Annotated in this window: 14 protein-coding genes; 5 read left to right on the top strand and 9 right to left on the bottom strand. The window is 66.8% G+C overall.

The genetic code is table 11. The features are described 5' to 3' along the window. The first annotated feature begins 13 nt into the window (after positions 1-13). The 4 genes from pstB to VK682_RS14680 are packed head-to-tail and all read left to right on the top strand — an operon-like array spanning position 14 to position 2957. Entirely contained in the window at positions 14-811 is a 798-nt protein-coding gene (pstB, locus tag VK682_RS14695) for a phosphate ABC transporter ATP-binding protein PstB (protein ID WP_230796498.1), read from the top strand. Positions 812-814: 3 nt separating this feature from the next. Beyond that, positions 815-1549, top strand: a complete 735-nt coding sequence (gene phoU / locus VK682_RS14690) for a phosphate signaling complex protein PhoU (protein ID WP_089848285.1) — start codon at positions 815-817, stop codon at positions 1547-1549. 3 nt (positions 1550-1552) lie between these two features. Then, positions 1553-2242, top strand: a complete 690-nt coding sequence (gene phoB, locus VK682_RS14685; protein WP_089848287.1) for a phosphate regulon transcriptional regulator PhoB — start codon at positions 1553-1555, stop codon at positions 2240-2242. Beyond that, positions 2229-2957: a winged helix-turn-helix transcriptional regulator gene (locus tag VK682_RS14680; protein WP_165616828.1), complete on the top strand. Its 729-nt coding sequence runs from the start codon at positions 2229-2231 to the stop codon at positions 2955-2957. The genes phoB and VK682_RS14680 overlap by 14 nt, the downstream gene beginning before the upstream one ends. 15 nt (positions 2958-2972) lie before the next feature. Here VK682_RS14680 and VK682_RS14675 read toward each other — a convergent pair whose 3' ends face one another. Genes VK682_RS14675 through ehuB form a run of 6 tightly spaced genes read right to left on the bottom strand, consistent with a single transcriptional unit; the run spans position 2973 to position 7599 of the window. Beyond that, positions 2973-4178 (bottom strand): MFS transporter, encoded by a 1206-nt coding sequence (locus VK682_RS14675; RefSeq protein ID WP_324782110.1) that lies wholly within the window; start codon positions 4176-4178, stop codon positions 2973-2975. Next, positions 4175-4474, bottom strand: a complete 300-nt coding sequence (locus VK682_RS14670; RefSeq protein WP_324782109.1) for an ArsR/SmtB family transcription factor — start codon at positions 4472-4474, stop codon at positions 4175-4177. Before VK682_RS14670 ends, VK682_RS14675 begins: the two co-directional genes overlap by 4 nt. Before the next feature lie 59 nt (positions 4475-4533). Then, positions 4534-5310 (bottom strand): ectoine/hydroxyectoine ABC transporter ATP-binding protein EhuA, encoded by a 777-nt coding sequence (gene ehuA / locus VK682_RS14665; RefSeq protein ID WP_324782108.1) that lies wholly within the window; start codon positions 5308-5310, stop codon positions 4534-4536. Then, on the bottom strand, positions 5307-5999 hold the full coding sequence (ehuD, locus tag VK682_RS14660; protein WP_089848297.1) for an ectoine/hydroxyectoine ABC transporter permease subunit EhuD: 693 nt from the start codon (positions 5997-5999) through the stop codon (positions 5307-5309). Before ehuD ends, ehuA begins: the two co-directional genes overlap by 4 nt. Positions 6000-6002: 3 nt before the next feature. Further along, positions 6003-6683 carry an ectoine/hydroxyectoine ABC transporter permease subunit EhuC gene (gene ehuC, locus VK682_RS14655; protein ID WP_230796493.1) on the bottom strand — a complete coding sequence of 227 codons (681 nt, stop codon included), beginning with the start codon at positions 6681-6683 and terminating at the stop codon, positions 6003-6005. Between the two features lie 55 nt (positions 6684-6738). Beyond that, positions 6739-7599: an ectoine/hydroxyectoine ABC transporter substrate-binding protein EhuB gene (gene ehuB, locus VK682_RS14650; protein ID WP_207543634.1), complete on the bottom strand. Its 861-nt coding sequence runs from the start codon at positions 7597-7599 to the stop codon at positions 6739-6741. A 195-nt stretch (positions 7600-7794) separates the two neighbouring features. On the opposite strand from ehuB, the gene thpD reads away from it, so the two are divergent. Continuing rightward, positions 7795-8739, top strand: a complete 945-nt coding sequence (gene thpD, locus VK682_RS14645) for an ectoine hydroxylase (protein ID WP_324782107.1) — start codon at positions 7795-7797, stop codon at positions 8737-8739. 361 nt (positions 8740-9100) lie between these two features. On the opposite strand, the gene VK682_RS14640 is transcribed toward thpD, so the two are convergent. The 3 genes from VK682_RS14640 to secD all read right to left on the bottom strand — a co-directional run bounded on the left by VK682_RS14640 (position 9101) and on the right by secD (position 14556). Continuing rightward, positions 9101-10891: a TRAP transporter permease gene (locus VK682_RS14640; protein ID WP_324782106.1), complete on the bottom strand. Its 1791-nt coding sequence runs from the start codon at positions 10889-10891 to the stop codon at positions 9101-9103. 69 nt (positions 10892-10960) lie between these two features. Beyond that, the gene (locus VK682_RS14635) at positions 10961-11911 is read right to left on the bottom strand and encodes a TAXI family TRAP transporter solute-binding subunit (RefSeq protein ID WP_324782105.1); all 951 of its coding nucleotides are present in this window, start codon (positions 11909-11911) and stop codon (positions 10961-10963) included. An 89-nt stretch (positions 11912-12000) separates the two neighbouring features. After that, a complete protein-coding gene (gene secD / locus VK682_RS14630) occupies positions 12001-14556 on the bottom strand; it encodes a protein translocase subunit SecD (RefSeq protein ID WP_230796487.1) in 2556 nt (851 codons plus the stop codon). Between the last annotated feature and the right edge of the window lie 37 nt (positions 14557-14593).

Below are 14593 nucleotides of genomic sequence, written 5' to 3'. Positions count from 1 at the left end.
AAGGACAAGACACATGTATGACTCCCCATTGAGGAAGACCGAAGTGGAAGCCACGGACACCAAGATTGTCGCCAAGGACGTGCAGGTCTATTACGGCGAAACCCACGCCATCAAGGATGTGAACATCAGCATCCTCGACAAGACCGTCACCGCCTTCATCGGACCGTCGGGCTGCGGCAAGTCCACCTTCCTGCGCTGCCTGAACCGGATGAACGACACCATCGACATCTGCCGCGTGCAGGGTCTGATCGCGATCGACGGGCAGGACATCTATGACAAGCGGGTGGACCCGGTCCAGCTGCGCGCCAAGGTGGGCATGGTGTTCCAGAAGCCGAACCCCTTCCCCAAGTCGATCTATGACAACGTGGCCTACGGGCCGCGCATCCACGGCATGGCCAAGAACAAGGCCGAACTGGACGAGATCGTGGAAAAGGCGCTGCGCCGCGGCGCCATCTGGAACGAGGTCAAGGACCGCCTGCAGTCGCCGGGCACCGGGCTTTCCGGCGGGCAGCAGCAGCGTCTGTGCATCGCCCGCGCCGTGGCCACCGAACCCGAAGTGCTGCTGATGGACGAGCCCTGTTCGGCGCTTGACCCCATCGCCACGGCACAGGTCGAGGAGCTGATCGACGAGCTGCGCACCAACTATTCGGTGGTGATCGTCACCCACTCCATGCAGCAGGCCGCCCGCGTCAGCCAGAAGACCGCGTTCTTCCATCTGGGCAATCTGGTGGAATACGGCGAGACCAGCAAGATCTTCACCAACCCTGTGGACCCGCGCACGGAATCCTACATCACCGGACGGATCGGATAAGCCATGAGCGACCTCAAACAACACATCGCCTCTGCCTTCGACCGGGATCTGGAGGGGATTCAGGCCCAGATCCTCAAGATGGGCGGTCTGGTCGAGGTGGCGATCCACGACGCCGCCAAGTCGCTGGAAACCCGCGACGAGGAGCTGGCCGAACAGGTGCGCTCCGGCGACAAGGCCATCGACGTTCTCGAAGAGATGCTGAACGACGAGGCGGCGCGGGTGATCGCGCTGCGCGCCCCCACCGCAGGCGACCTGCGGGTGGTGCTGTCGGTCATGCGCATGTCCGCCAACCTTGAACGGATCGGCGATCTGGCCAAGAACATGGCCAAGCGCACCAGCGTTCTGGCGCAGCTGCAGCCCATCGGCAGCTCGACCTCGGCGCTGCGCCGCATGGCCCGCGACGTGGAGCACATGCTGAAAGACGCGCTCGACGCCTATATCAAGCGCGACGAGGCGCTGGCCCGCGACGTGATCGACCGCGACAGCGACGTGGACCAGATGTACAACACGCTGTTCCGCGAATTCCTGACCTTCATGCTGGAGGATCCGCGCAACATCACCTCCTGCATGCATCTGCATTTCATCGCCAAGAACATCGAACGCATGGGGGATCACGTCACCTCCATCGCGGAACAGGTGGTGTTCCTGACCTCCGGCGCGCTTCCCGTGGAGGACCGCGTCAAGGGCGACCGCACCTCGTCGGATCCGAAGCTGTCGACCGATTTCGAACTGGAGTAAGACATGCCCGCCGATCAACCGACGGTGCTGGTGGTCGAGGACGAGGCGGCGCAGCGCGAAGTGCTGCGCTACAACCTCGAGGCGGAGGGATTTCGTGTCGCCTCCGCCGGCAATGGCGAAGAAGCCATGGTCCTGCTGGATGAGGAAAATCCAGACGTCATCGTGCTGGACTGGATGCTGCCGAACCTGTCGGGCATCGAGGTCTGCCGCCAGATCAAGACCCGCCCCGAGACCCGGGGCGTGCCGGTCATCATGCTGTCGGCCCGGTCCGAAGAAGTGGACCGGGTGCGCGGGCTGGAAACCGGCGCCGATGACTATGTGGTCAAACCCTATTCCCTGCGCGAACTGATGGCGCGGGTGAAGGCGCAGCTGCGCCGGGCCCGTCCCGCCGCCGCCGGGCTGCGGCTGGAATTCGAAGACATCGTGCTGGATGCCGAAACCCATCGCGTGACGCGCGGCGGGCAGGAGCTGAAGCTGGGGCCGACCGAATTCCGCCTGCTGTCCACCTTCATGGAAAAACCGGGCCGGGTCTGGTCGCGCGAACAGCTGCTGGACCGGGTCTGGGGGCGCGACATCTATGTCGACACCCGCACGGTCGACGTGCATATCGGTCGGTTGCGCAAGGCGCTTGGCGTGCATGGCGGCGAGGATCTTCTGCGCACCGTGCGTGGAGCAGGGTATGCACTGGGATGACCCCGGTCTCATCCTCGCCCCTCTGACCACGGACAGGACGGGCGGCGCCCTGATCCTGTCCGCCGACGCGACAGTGCCCGGGGCGGTGGCCTCGGCGCTGGTGCTGGCCGGATTCCGCCCCGGCTTTGAACGCGATCCCGACCGGGCGCTGGCCCGGATCGCCACCGAAAAACCCGATCTGGTGCTGTGCGTCATGGCGGATCTGGGCCGCGATCCGCGCGAACTTGCCGCCCAGATCGACGCCGCGCGCGCAACCGAAACCCTGCCGCTGCTGGCCCTGACCACGGACGCGGTCAGCTGCGCGCGCATGGCCCGGCTTGATCCCGCCTGCACCGAGGCGGAGGCCTTTCTCAACATCCGCGCGCTGGTCCGCCGGGAACGCCCCGCCTCGCTGCGCGGCACCCGGCAGTCTGGCCGGTTCGAACTGGACGAGGGCCGGTTCCGGATCAGCTATGACGGGCGGGTCGGCAGCCTGACCAAGATGGCGCTGTGCCTGCTGGGGCCGTTCTTTGACGTGCCCGACGCGGTCTTCGACCGTGCCACGCTGGAAAAGCTGGCCTTTGGCACCCGCAGCTGGGAAGAGGGCGCGCGCAACATCGACGCCTATGTCAGCCGCGTGCGCCGGGCCATCCGGTCGCAGCTGGGGCATGACCCGATCCGGTCGGTGCGCGGCATCGGCTACCGGCTGAACCACGATCCGGCGCCGGGGCTCTGACCCGCGCCGCCCGCGTCAGGCGCTGACCGACAGCGCGACCGCCCGGTCGATCTGACGGCGCAGCATCACCAGCGCCAGCACCCCCGCCAGCGCCACGGCCAGGGCTGCGCAGATCGCGGCCTGCGCCCCAAGCTGCGCCATGGCCCATGCAAACAGGAACGGCGCCGAAGCCCCCAGCACGCTGCGGATCGCGGCAAGCCGTCCCAGCCGCTGCCCCAGCCCCGTCACCCCGAAAAGCGCCACCGGCACCGATCCGCGCACGATGCTGGACAGGCCCTGCCCGGCCCCGAAACACAGCGCAAAGGCAAAGGCCAGGAGCGCCGCAGGGCCCGGCACCAGCAGCAGCGCCAGCGCCACCGGGATCGCCGCCGCCGACACCACCGCCACCTGCAGCGGGTGCAGATGCCGCCACAGCGTCGCGTCCACCACCCGGATCAGCACCTGCGCCGGGCCCATGACCATGGCGGCCAGATAGGCGGTTTCTCCCAGTCCCCGCGCCAGCAGGACGGGCACCAGATGCACGCCAAGCGCCGAAATCGCCATGCCGGTCAGCGCAAAGCTGAGCCCCAGCAGCACGAAGGCCTGCCGCGCCGCCGCACCGGTCAGCGGCGGCGGCAGCGCCAGCGGCGGTTTGACGACGGGCTGCAGGGCGGCCTGCCGGCGGGGACGGGCAGCGAGCGCCAGATGCAGCGGCACCGCGATCCCCAGATGCAGCGCGGCAAAGATGCCCTGCGCGCCGCGCCAGCCCAGATGGTCGACCAGCCAGCCGGTCAGCGGCCAGAACAGGGTCGAGGCAAAGCCCGCGATCAGCGTCAGCCGGGTGATGGCGCGGCGGGTGTCCTGCGGCTGGCGCTGCGCCAGCGTGGCAAAGGCCGCGTCATAAAGCACGGTAAAGCTTAGAAGTTCGATCAGCAGCAGCAGCGCGCCATAAACCGGCAGCGACGGCGCCAGCGCCAGCGCCGCACTCAGCCCCGCCATCAGCAGACTGCCCGCCGCCATGACCCGGGGCGCGCCCATCCGGTCCAGAAGCCCGCCCAGCCGGGGCGCCGCCAGCCCGCCCAGAAGCAGCCCCGCCGACAGCAGGCCAAAGAGCAGCGGCTCGCTGACGCCAAATTCCTGCGCCACGGCAGGGGCCATGATCGGAAAGGCATAATAGAGCGAGCCGTAGCCGATGATCTGCGTGACCCCCAGCGCCGCGATCATCGCCAGCGGCGATCTCATGCCCCGCCCCCCGCATCGACGCAGCATTCCGCCGCCAGATCCGCCAGCAGCCCCTGCATCACCGGGTAATTGGCGCGGCACAGCACGGTGGTGCCCTGCCGCTCCTGCAGGATCAGCGCCACCTGCACCAGCGTGCGGCAGTGATGGCTGAGCGTGGAGCCGGGGATGCCCAGCTTGTCCTGCAGCTGCCCCATGCTCAGGCCCGGATCGCCCGCGCGCACCAGCAGGCGGTAAATCCGCAGCCTTGTGGCATTGCCAAGCGCGCCCAGCCGGGCGGCGGTCAGGTCGAAATCCATGGGCGGCGCTCCTGTTTCGGTATTTCTAGCAATATCGAAACAGGGCGCAAGCCCGCATCTCAGCCGTCGAGCACGGCGCGCAGGAATTCCTGCGTGCGCGGCTGCTGCGGCGCGGTGAACAGATCCTCCGGCGCGCCCTCTTCATGCACCGAGCCCTTGTCGATGAAACACACCCGGTCCGAGATTTCACGCGCGAAGCGCATCTCGTGGGTCACCAGCAGCATGGTCAGGTCATGTTCATAGGCCAGCTTGCGGATCACCTCCTGCACCTCGCCCACCAGTTCCGGATCAAGCGCGGAGGTCGGTTCGTCAAACAGCAGGATGTCGGGGCGCATGGCCAGCGCGCGGGCGATGGCGACGCGCTGCTGCTGCCCGCCCGACATCTGGTGCGGGTATTTTTCGGCGTGATCGGACAGCCCCACCATGTCCAGCAGACCCATGGCGCGGTCCTTGGCCTCGGGCTTGGACAGGCCCAGCACCTGCACCGGGGCTTCGGTGATGTTGCGCAGCACGGTCATGTGCGGGAACAGGTTGAAGCTTTGGAACACCATGCCCAGCTTGCCGCGCATCTTGTGCAGATGCGCCTCTGAGGCCGGTTTCAGCGTGCCCTCCCCGGCTTTTTCGTGCCAGAGCGGTTCGCCATCCACCCAGACCGTGCCGTCGGAAATATCCTCCAGCGTCATCAGGATGCGCAGGATGGTGGATTTGCCCGACCCCGAAGGGCCGATAATGGTGACTTTCTCGCCGCGGCTGACGGTGAAATCCAGCCCGTCCAGCACGGAGATGTCGCCAAACCGCTTGGCCACCTTGTCAAATCGGATGATGGGGTCGGTCATTTCAGCGGGATTCCCGTCTTTGGCAGCGCCCGGTCCAGACGCCGCACGCCCTGCGCCGCAACCAGCGTCAGGATCAGATACAGGCCGCCCACCATGGAGAGCGGCACGAGATAGTTGAAGGTCCGGTCGCCGATGATCTTGGCGACGTTCAGCATCTCCAGCACGGTGACCACCGACAGCACCGGCACGTCCTTCATGATGGAGACAAGGTAATTGCCCATGGCGGGCACGATGCGCGGGATGGCCTGCGGCACCACGATGCGGCTGAAGGTCCGGCGCGGCGCAAGGTTGAGCGCGCGCGCGGCCTCGTGCTGGCCACGCGGCACCGCCTCGATCCCGGCGCGGTACACCTCTGACAGATAGGCCGAATATTGCAGCCCCAGCGCCACCGCCCCGGTCAGGAAGGCAGGCAGGATGATGCCGAATTCCGGCAGAACGTAATAGAGGAAGAAAAGCTGGATCAGCAGCGGCGTGTCGCGCAGGAATTCCGAAACCCCGCGCGCGGGCCATGACACCAGCCGGGAGGGCGCGGCCTTCAGCGCGGCCAGCACCAGCCCCAGCACCATGGCGATGGCAAAGCCCAAGACGGTGGCCTGCAGCGTGACCCAAAGCCCGCGCATCAGGATCGGCAGGATCGACACCGCCAGCGTCCAGCCGTTGGTCGTGTCCCATTCAAAGCCAAAAAGCATGTGTTACCTCTGTGCGGGGCGCCAGCGGCCCACCATCGACGACAGCCCGCGCATGAAGGCGGTCAGCACCAGCGCCATGCCGAAATACATCAGCAGAACAAGCGTGTAGATGGTGGTGCTGTCTTGGGTGTAATTGCGCAGCTGTTCCGCCCGCATCGCCAGATCGGCGAGCGAGATCAGCGACACCAGCGCCGTGTCCTTCAGGTTCTGGATGGCCAGATTGTCGAAGGGCGGCATCATCTCGGGGATGGCCTGCGGCAGCGCGATGCGGAACAGGGTCTGGCGCGGGGTGAAATTCAGCGCGCGGGCGGCCTCGTATTGCTGGCGTGTCACGGCCTGCACGGCGCCGCGCACCACTTCGGCGCCATAAGCCCCGATGTTCAGCGACAGCGCCAGAATGCCCGCCGTGACCGGCGGCAGCCGCAGGTTGATGCCGATGGCCTGCCCCACCAGCGGCAGGGCGAAATACAGCCAGAACAGCTGCACCAGCAGCGAGGTGCCCCGGAAAATCTCGATATAGGCGACGGAAAGCCCGCGAACGGCGGCGTTGCGCGCGAGCTTCCCCAAGCCTGCGGCAAAGGCAAGAAGCGCGCCAAAAAGCGTGGACCAGACGGTCAGCTGAACGGTCACCCAGGCGCCCTGCCCCAGCACGGGCAGGTAATCCAGCCAGGTCATCTCATCCATAAAGGCATATCCTCAAAAGTCGTCCGGGCCGGCGCGGGGCCGGCCCGGCGCTGGCTTACATGGCCTCGGCGGCGCACAGATCCTCGGTGGCGCGGGTGCCGGATCCCTGCACATCCGCGTCGGAGAAGCCGTAGGAGGTCAGGATTTCCGCCCATTCCTCGGTTTCCTTGAACGCGGTCAGCTCTTCGTTCACCGCATCCCGCAGCGATTCGGAGCCTTCGGCAAAGGTGAAGGCGCCCCAGCTGCGCACCGGCTCGCCGCCGATGACGGGGTCGGTGAACTCTGCCGCGCCTTCCACCTGATCGGATTTGTCGGCAAGGCTCGCCACGGTCAGGCTGGTGGCGGCATAGGCGTCCGCGCGGCCCGTCGACACGTTGGAAATCGCGTCGGAATTGGCGGCCAGCGTCACCATGCGGTCCTCGGGCACACCCAGTTCCTGCAACATTTCCAGCTGGTCGGCACCCGCCATGATGGCGACGGTCAGGTCGTCATTCTCCGCAAAATCGGAAAAGGCGTGGATGTCCTTGGGGTTGCCCGCCGCGACCAGCAGGCCCTCGCCATAGGAGGTGTTGGGCTCGGAAAACAGAACGCTTTCACAGCGTTGCGGCAGCACGGCCATCTCTGCGGCGACCATGTCGAACCGGTCAGCCTGCAGGCCGGGGATCAGCGAGGAGAAATCGGTGGTCACCCATTCGATGTTCTCGACGCCCAGTTCTTCCATGATGTGCTTGGCCACGTCCGGACCCGCACCCTGGGCGTTGCCCATGGGATCGACAAAGCCATAGGGGATCTCGTTGGCGACCGCGATGCGGATGGTGCCGCTGTCCTGAATTTCCTCCAGCGTGGCGGCGGACAGCGCGGTGGTTCCCAGCAGGACAGACCCGGCAGCGAGGGTGGCAAGACGTTTGATGGTCAAAGCATTTTCTCCCAGATTGTTTGTTTTCATGCTGAATAACCTATAGTGTATCTAAGCAATGTCAAAGCGGACCCCGGATTTTTACCCGGCGCCCCTTGCGACAGGGGCCGGATTTGGCGTCCGGGGACCGACTTTGGACAGCGCGGGCAGGCCCAAGGGCCGCCCGGCGCGCCCTGTCAAGAAGGAGGAAAACCCATGAACGTCACAACCGGACCCGCGCAGTTCACCGATCCCGACGCCTACCCCACCCGCCTGCCCGATGCAGAGCGGATGACGGCCCGGCGCGACCCGGTGCTGTGGTCCGACTGGACGGACAAGGCCCCCGTCTCCCGCGAGGAGGCGGAGTTTTACGCCGAAAAAGGCTATCTGGTGCGGCGTGACCTGTTCACGCCCGAAGAGGTGCGGCTGCTGATCGACACCTCGGCGAAGCTGCGCGCCAATGGCCAGCAGATCCGGTCAGAGGATCTGGTGACCGAACCCGGATCGGACGCGGTGCGCACCGTGTTCCGGCTTGACGAACACGACGCGCTGTTCGCGCGGCTGGCGGCGGACAGCCGTGTGGCCAATGTGGCGCGGTTCCTGCTGGGGGATGAGGTCTATCTTCACCAGAGCCGCCTGAACTACAAGCCGGGCTTCACCGGCAAGGAATTCTACTGGCATTCCGATTTCGAGACATGGCACGCCGAGGATGGCATGCCCCGGATGCGCGCGGTGTCGGCCTCTGTGCTGCTGACCGACAATTCGGCGCTGAACGGGCCGTTGATGCTGATCCCCGGCTCGCATGGCCGGTTCATCGCCTGTCAGGGCGAGACGCCGGAGGCGAACCACGAATCCAGCCTGAAGAAGCAGGAGGTCGGCGTGCCCTCGCAGGCGGTGCTGGAACAGCTTGCCGCAGAGGCGGGCATCGATGCCGCGACCGGCCCGGCGGGCACGGTCATCTTCTTTGAATGCAACACGCTTCATGCGTCCAACGGCAATGTCACGCCGTTTCCACGCTCGAATGCGTTCTTTGTCTATAATGCGGTGTCGAACCAGCCGAAGGCCCCGTTTGCGGCAAGCGCGCCGCGTCCGGCCTTTCTGGCGCATCGGGGGGAAGCGTCACCCCTCCGCGTGGTCAGCGGCGATCTCTGTCGCGGCTGACGGTGGGGACGGATGGTGGGGGCCTGTCCCCTGCCCCTGCCTGCGGCCTGCAGCGCCCCTGGGGCGCGGGCCGCAAGGCCTCAGCAGTCTTGGTCGTTCTGGTTGCGGCGCGAGAAATAGTCCTGAGCAAACTCGACAGCGGCAGCAACGGCGATCAGGGCAACAAGGATTTCAATGTAACCAGTCATTTGCGTCTTCCTCTTAATCAGTGTCGTCTTCTGAGGATGAATATAGACAGGCCCCCTGTCTTGGGCGAGCGGGCGGAGGGATCGTTTCTAAACCCGGTGGAATAATCCCCTACCCCAAAGGATAGGGTCCGCACCCCTTCCGCCCAATTAACTGCGTCAAATCAGGCAGATAGTCAGATCCACAGCCCCAGAAACGCCACAATCATGCCACAAATGATCAGGCCCACGCGCACCGGCCACGGCCTGCGCCCGATCAGCCCGTGCGACAGCAGCGCCAGACCCAGCGCCAGCCGGGCAAAGGCGAACAGGGCCAGCGCGGGATGGCTGGTCAGCTCCAGCACATGGGGGTTGGCGATCATCCCCAGCGGAATGATGTAAAGCCCGACGCCAAGCGCCATGGCGGTCAGCGCCACCTTGACCCAGCTTTCCCCGATCATCCCCGCCGCGATGAACACCGCGCCGCAGACCGGCGGCGTGATGGTCGACAGCAGCGCGAACCAGAACACGAACAGATGCGCCTGCAGCGGCTCCAGCCCCAGCTGCGTCAGCGCGGGCCCCGCCACCGACACGCAGATCACATAGGCGGCGGTGGTCGGCACCTCCATGCCCAGCACCAGACAGGCGAGCGCGGTCAGCAGCAGCGACGGCCAGAGCAGCCCGCCCGAGCCCGACAGGATCAGCGAGGTGATCTTGACCCCCAGCCCCGTGACCCCCAGCACCCCGATCACGATCGACGCACACAGGATGATGGCCGCGATCATCGACACCTGCCGCGCCGAGGCAAGCAGCGCCAGAACCAGCCGCCTGCGGGTTTCGGCGGCATCGAATCCCAGCCGGGCATTGGTCAGCAGCAGCACCGCCCCGGCGAGGATCGCGAGACAGGCGGCATATTGCGGGGTGTATCCGGCGGCGAACATGCCCAGCATCAGCACGGTGAAGGGCACAAGGAAGAACAGCGAGGTGATGACCACGTCGCGCCGCGCGGGCTGGTCGCCCGCCTCGATCCCGCGCAGGGGATAGCGCGAGGCATAGGCGTTGATGCCGACCCAGACCGCCCAGAAGTACAGGATGGCAGGCAGGATCGCCGCCGCCATGATCTGCGTATAGGGCGTGCCGGTCAGTTCGACCATGACGAAGGCGCCCGCCCCCATCAGCGGCGGCATGATCTGCCCGCCGCTGGAGGCCACCGCCTCGACCCCCGCCGCCAGCCGCTTGGGATAGCCGAGCCGGGTCATGGCGGGCAGGGTGATGGCGCCGGTGGAGGCGACATTGGCGCTGGCCGAGCCGGAGATGGAGCCGAAAAGCGCCGAGGAGATGACAGAGACCTTGGCCGCCCCGCCGGTCAGCCGCCCCGCCGCGGCGGCGGCAACATTCATGAAGCCCTGCCCGGCCTCGCCCGCGTTCAGCACCGCGCCGAAGATCACGAAGATCGACACCACCCCCACCGACACGGCGGTGAGCGAGCCCCAGATGCCGCCTTCGGCAATGGTCATGGTGCCAAGGAACGAGGCCATGGGCAGCCCGGCATGGCCGAATTCGCCCGGAATATGCTGGCCCCAGACCGCATAGGCCAGCGCCGTCACCGCCACGATGGGCAGCGGCCAGCCGATGGCCCGCCGCGCCGCCTCGATCACCGTGGCGAGCAGCACCACGGCGACGCCGATCTGGAACGGGCTTTCCAGAAACCCGTACTGATCGCCCAGCATGTCATGGTTCAGCGCCACCCACAGCGCCGCCGCCATGCCGAAGCCGGTCAGCACCGCGCCCGTGACCAGCGACAGACCGCGCGCCCCGAACAGGAAGATCCACGGCAGCACCACCGCCAGATGCAGCGGGCGGCTGACGAGGTTGGGCACCAGACCCCAGAAGATCAGCCCGATATGGTAGATCACCAGCAGCGCCGCCGCCCCGATCCAGAGCCCGCGCCCCAGCGGGCTGCGCGGCAGATCCTGTTCAGGCCCCATGCCCGTTCCTTTCGCAATAAAGGAGGGGCCGGACAGATGCCCGGCCCCCTGTTTCCCTCCGCGCCGCGCTTACTTCTGCGCGTCGGCGACCGGCATCCCGGCCTCTTCGTAATAGCGCACGGCACCCGGATGCAGCTTGCCGCGGACATTCTCCAGCAGCTGCGGGTTGACGCTGGTCCACCATGCGGACTCTGCGCCCATGCGTTCCTTTTCCTCCCAGAAGGTGCGGGTCATCTGATAGGCGGTGTCCTCGTCCATCTTGGTGGTGGCATAGGCGACCACGGGCAGCGAGGTGGTGACCACGTCGCTGTCCTGACCGGCATAGGTGCCCGCCGGAATGACCAGCTTGGCGCTGCCCGCCTTGGACAACTCCTCCTCGGTCATCGACAGCAGGGTGACGGGGACCGACGCGGCAGCCTCCACCACGTTCGGGGCGGGCCAGCTTCCGGCGGTCACGAAACCGTCGATCTGGCCGTTCTGCAGCGCGGGCACGGCGTTGGACAGTTCCACATCCGCGATCTCCACCTTGCCGTCCAGACCAAAGGCGGTGAGGTATTTCGCCCCTTCGCTGGCGCCAAAGCTGCCCTTGCCCAGAAGCAGGCTGTGACCTTCAAGCCCGGCATAATCGGTGACACCGCTGTCGGCGGACATCACGAAATGCATGGTCAGCGAGGGCAGCGGGAACAGGGCGCGGATCTCGTCAAAGGCGGGGTTGCCCTTGCCGTCAAAGGCACCGGTGCCGGACTGCGCGGCGGCCACCAGCGCGGGCGGGCTGGTGAAGACGTAATCGGCGCCGCGCGCGCGCACCTCCATCACGTTCTGCTGGCTGCCCTGGCTTTCCTCGACGGTGACGCTGATGGCGCCATCGGTGCCCGCCTTCATCGCCTCGGCCACCTGCACGCTCATCTGGTAATAGGACGACCCGGTCTTGGCCGCCTTGAACGTCACCCGCGTTTCCGCCTGCGCGGGCAGCGCCAGCACCAGACCCGCCGCCAGCGTGGCCTTGAAAAGATGTCGCATCCCCTGATCCTCCCTCGGAAATTCTGCGGCGGACTAGAACACCGCAGCCGCGCCGGGGTCAAGGCAAAGCCCCCGGCGCGGTGCGGGGCTCAGATGCGGCTTGCCGCCAGCCCTTCGGGGGTGGCGGTGTCGGGGGTGGCAGGGCGCGCACGCGGCACGCCCAGCATCAGCACGATGTTCTTGGCCACATAGATCGACGACCATGTGCCCACCACCACGCCGAAGGTGATGGCGAAGACAAAGGCGCGGATCACGTCGCCGCCCAGCACCAGCAGCGCCACCAGCGCGATCAGCGTGGTGAGCGAGGTCATCAGCGTGCGGCTGAGCGTTTCATTGGCCGAGAGGTTGAGCAGGTCGCGCAGCGGCATCACGCGGTATTTGCGCAGGTTCTCCCGCACCCGGTCAAAGACCACCACCGTATCGTTGATGGAATAGCCAAGGATGGTCAGCAGCGCCGCCACGATGGGCAGATCGAAGCGGATCTGGAACAGCGCGAAGACCCCCAGCGTCACCACCACGTCATGCACCAGCGCCGCCACCGCCCCCAGCGCGAACTGCCATTCGAACCGCGCCCAGACATAGATCAGGATGCCCAGGGTCGCCGCCCCCACCGCCAGCAGCGCCGTGGTCATCAGCTCCCCCGACACCTTGCCGCCCACGGTTTCCACCGAGGTGAAGCTGACCCCGGGATCGGCTGCGGCCAGCGCGGACTGGATCTGCGCCAGCGTCTGCGGCGGCAGCGCCTCGTCACCCGGCTGTGCCTCGATCCGCAGCGTGGCGACATGCTGGTCGGCGGCGAAGCCGGGGTCAAAGATCTGGGTGATGGTCACGTCGCCCAGATCCAGCGGCGCCAGCGCCTGCCGCCATGTGCCGATGTCCAGCTCCTGCGTGGTTTCGGCCCGGATCGCGGTGCCGCCCCTGAAATCGATCCCCAGATTGAGCCCCATGCTGAAGATCAGGAAGACCGACACCACCACCGCCAGCGCCGAGGCGCCGAAGCTTGCCCATTGCCAGCGGAAGAAGTTGAACGTGGTCTGCGCGGGCAGCCACGCCAGCACGCCCCTCAGATGCAGGGTGCGGGGGCGTCGCCATTCCAGCCAAGCCTGCAGGATCAGCCGGGTCAGCCAGACGGAGGTGAACATCGAGGTAAGGATCCCCAGCCCCAGCGTCACCGCAAAGCCCCGGATCGGCCCCGAGCCCAGCCAGAACATCAGCGCGGCGGTCAGAAGCCCGGTGACGTTGGAATCGAGGATGGCGGAAAAGGCGTTGCTGAACCCGCCCATCACGCCTTTCCATGGCGAGGCGCCCTGCCGCAGTTCCTCGCGGATGCGTTCAAAGATCAGCACATTGGCATCCACCGCCATGCCCATGGTCAGCACGATGCCCGCGATCCCCGGCAGGGTCAGCGTGGCCCCCACCAGCGACAGCAGCCCCACCAGCATACAGAGGTTGAGCACCAGCGCCGCCGTGGCCACCAGCCCGAAGCCGCCGTAACAGGCCAGCATCAGCGCGCAGACCGCGACAAAGCCGGTGATCGCGGCCAGCCCCCCGGCCTGAATGCTGTCCTGCCCCAGTTCCGGGCCAACGGTGCGTTCTTCCAGAAACTGCAGCTCCGCTGGCAGCGCGCCCGCGCGCAGCAGCGTGGCAAGCTCGGTCGACTGGTCGATGGTGAACTGGCCGGAGATGATGCCCGACCCGCCGGGAATATGGCTCTGGATCACCGGGGCGGAAATCACCTGATCGTCAAGCACGATGGCGAAGGGTTCGCCGATATGGGCGGCGGTGAAATCGCCAAAGGCCCGCGCGCCCGCGCTGTCAAAGCGGAAGGTCACGGCGGGGCTGCCGTTCTGGTCGAAGCTCGGCTTCGAATCCACCAGCTCTTCGCCGGTGACCACGGCGCGCGGATCGAGCGTGTAGCTGGTCTGCGGATCCTCCGCCGAAGGCAGGGTCAGGCTGTCCGGCGCCGCCTTCGGCAGCACGGGGTGAAAGGACAGATGCGCGGTGGTGCCGATCAGCGATTTCAGCGCTTCGGCACTGTCGAGCCCCGGCACCTCGATCAGGAGGCGGTCTTCGCCCTGCCGCAGGATGGTGGGTTCGCGGGTGCCCGCCTCGTCGATGCGGCGGCGCACGATTTCAAGGCTCTGCGCCATGACCCGGTCGGTCAGCGCGGCCAGCCCCGGTTCGGTGAAGGCGACGGTCAGCCGCCCGTCCTTGGCGCTGACGCTCAGCTCGCCGCTGCCGTCGCGCTGCACCAGATCGCGCGCCACCTGCAGCGCGGCCTCCATGCCCTCGGGCGCGGTGACGGCCACCGACAGCGTGCCCGCAGGCGCCTCAAGCCGGCGGACCGGGCCCAGCTGATCGCGCAGCGGGCGCAGCCCGTCGCGCAGTTCGGGCCAGAGCGCGTCCATCTGGCGGGCGGCGACGCTGGTCACGTCCACCTCCGCCAGCAGATGCGCGCCGCCGCGCAGATCAAGGCCAAGGTTCACCAGATCATCAGGCAGCCAGCCCGGCCAGATCTGGCTTTGGGTCTGGGCGTCATGTGACGCCTCGACCCGGGTGTAAAAGGCATTGGGCAGCGCCAGCCACAGGCACAGCGCGCAGACGCCCCAGAGACAGAGGCGTTTCCACAACAGGATACGGTGCATGAGTTCATCCTGAACGCGCCCCGTCCGCACGCGGCGG

Origin of the sequence: Salipiger marinus (genome assembly GCF_035481585.1) — a bacterium.
Classification (GTDB): domain Bacteria; phylum Pseudomonadota; class Alphaproteobacteria; order Rhodobacterales; family Rhodobacteraceae; genus Salipiger; species Salipiger marinus.
The sequence above is the reverse complement of the archived record's forward strand: the minus strand, read 5'-3'. Positions and strand labels throughout refer to the sequence as shown.

What these genes read in the sequence shown, in the direction of transcription:
- VK682_RS14635 (WP_324782105.1), bottom strand. Translation starts at nt 11,911, where the DNA reads ATGCGACATCTTTTCAAGGCCACGCTGGCGGCGGGTCTGGTGCTGGCG.
- VK682_RS14670 (WP_324782109.1), bottom strand. Translation starts at nt 4,474, where the DNA reads ATGGATTTCGACCTGACCGCCGCCCGGCTGGGCGCGCTTGGCAATGCC.
- phoU (WP_089848285.1), top strand. Translation starts at nt 815, where the DNA reads ATGAGCGACCTCAAACAACACATCGCCTCTGCCTTCGACCGGGATCTG.
- ehuC (WP_230796493.1), bottom strand. Translation starts at nt 6,683, where the DNA reads ATGGATGAGATGACCTGGCTGGATTACCTGCCCGTGCTGGGGCAGGGC.
- secD (WP_230796487.1), bottom strand. Translation starts at nt 14,556, where the DNA reads ATGCACCGTATCCTGTTGTGGAAACGCCTCTGTCTCTGGGGCGTCTGC.
- pstB (WP_230796498.1), top strand. Translation starts at nt 14, where the DNA reads ATGTATGACTCCCCATTGAGGAAGACCGAAGTGGAAGCCACGGACACC.
- VK682_RS14680 (WP_165616828.1), top strand. Translation starts at nt 2,229, where the DNA reads ATGCACTGGGATGACCCCGGTCTCATCCTCGCCCCTCTGACCACGGAC.
- VK682_RS14640 (WP_324782106.1), bottom strand. Translation starts at nt 10,891, where the DNA reads ATGGGGCCTGAACAGGATCTGCCGCGCAGCCCGCTGGGGCGCGGGCTC.
- phoB (WP_089848287.1), top strand. Translation starts at nt 1,553, where the DNA reads ATGCCCGCCGATCAACCGACGGTGCTGGTGGTCGAGGACGAGGCGGCG.
- thpD (WP_324782107.1), top strand. Translation starts at nt 7,795, where the DNA reads ATGAACGTCACAACCGGACCCGCGCAGTTCACCGATCCCGACGCCTAC.
- ehuA (WP_324782108.1), bottom strand. Translation starts at nt 5,310, where the DNA reads ATGACCGACCCCATCATCCGATTTGACAAGGTGGCCAAGCGGTTTGGC.
- VK682_RS14675 (WP_324782110.1), bottom strand. Translation starts at nt 4,178, where the DNA reads ATGAGATCGCCGCTGGCGATGATCGCGGCGCTGGGGGTCACGCAGATC.
- ehuD (WP_089848297.1), bottom strand. Translation starts at nt 5,999, where the DNA reads ATGCTTTTTGGCTTTGAATGGGACACGACCAACGGCTGGACGCTGGCG.